Annotated in this window: 1 pseudogene; it reads left to right on the top strand. The window is 62.1% G+C overall.

The features are described from left to right. Nucleotides 1-95: 95 nt before the first annotated feature. Nucleotides 96-1,169 (top strand): annotated as a pseudogene (locus J0F76_RS20640) (ISNCY family transposase); the annotation flags it as partial. Nucleotides 1,170-1,255 lie beyond the last annotated feature (86 nt).

The raw sequence follows: 1,255 nt of genomic DNA, 5'->3' as shown, positions 1-1,255 counted from the left end.
GCGAAGTAGAATTGTCGCGAACTGGCAAAGTTGATTTGTCGCCCTTGCCCTGCTGCCGGAGCCTTGCGCGCAGCATGTGACACAAGGGCATCGGCATGGGACTTCTCCTGATGAGCGAACGCGAGCTTCAGCGGATCGAGGTTTTGGCGCAGGTTCTGGACGGCGGCTTGCGATCAGCGACAGCTGCCAGTCTGCTTGGCCTCAGTCAGCGGCAGGTGCAACGCCTGCTCGGCCAGGTCCGGAACGAAGGCGCCATGGCGGTGCGCCACAAGCTGCGCGGCCGACCCTCGAACAACCGCGTCAGCGCTCTCAAGCGCGACTACATCCTGTCCCTGATCCGCAGCGATTATCCCGACTTCGGACCGACGCTGGCGGCCGAGAAGCTGGCCGAGCGGCATGGCATCCGCATCTCCTCCGAGAGCCTGCGGCAATGGATGATGGCGGCCGGGCTTTGGCACAGTCGTAAGCAACGACACCGTGTTCACCAGCCCCGGCTGCGCCGGCAGGCTTTTGGCGAGTTGATCCAGATCGACGGCTCGGATCATCGCTGGTTTGAGGATCGCGGTCCGGCCTGCACGCTGCTGGTTTTCATCGATGACGCCACCGGCAAGCTGATGCAGATGCGCTTTGTCCCGTCGGAGACCACCGAAGCCTATTTCATGGTCGTGGCAGACTATCTGAGGGACTACGGCCGCCCGGTCGCCTTTTATTCCGACAAGCACAGCATCTTTCGCATCAACCGTCCCGAGGTCCACAAGGAGCAGGCCATGACGCAGTTCGGCCGCGCTCTGGCGGAACTGAACATCGAGATCCTGTGCGCCAATTCCTCGCAGGCGAAGGGTCGCGTCGAACGAGCCAACCGCACCCTGCAGGATCGTCTGGTCAAGGAACTGCGCCTTGCGGGCATCTCTGACATGGAAGCCGCCAACGCCTTCCTTCCCGGCTTCATGGCGCGCCACAACGAGCGCTTTGCCTACACTCCTGCCCGCTCGGATGACCGGCACCGGCCGCTGAATGTGCCGGCATCGCGGCTCCGCGAGATCCTCTGCATCCGCGATCAGCGCCGGCTCAGCGGCAACCTGGTGGTCCATTACGAGCGCAGGAAGTTCATTCTGGATGACAGCGAGCACGCCCGCAGCGCCATCGGCCAGTATGTCGAGACCTACGCCTGTTGATTTCCACCCAGAAGTGACCCAGGTTTTCCATCGAGAACTGACCCACCTTTGATTATGGTTTTCGGGTCATTCAGTGGTCA

The sequence above is a fragment of the Paracoccus fontiphilus genome (assembly GCF_017356265.1).
GTDB classification, from domain to species: Bacteria; Pseudomonadota; Alphaproteobacteria; order Rhodobacterales; family Rhodobacteraceae; genus Paracoccus; species Paracoccus fontiphilus.
Note: the sequence above shows the minus strand (reverse complement) of the source record. Positions and strands in the feature narration are given on the sequence as shown.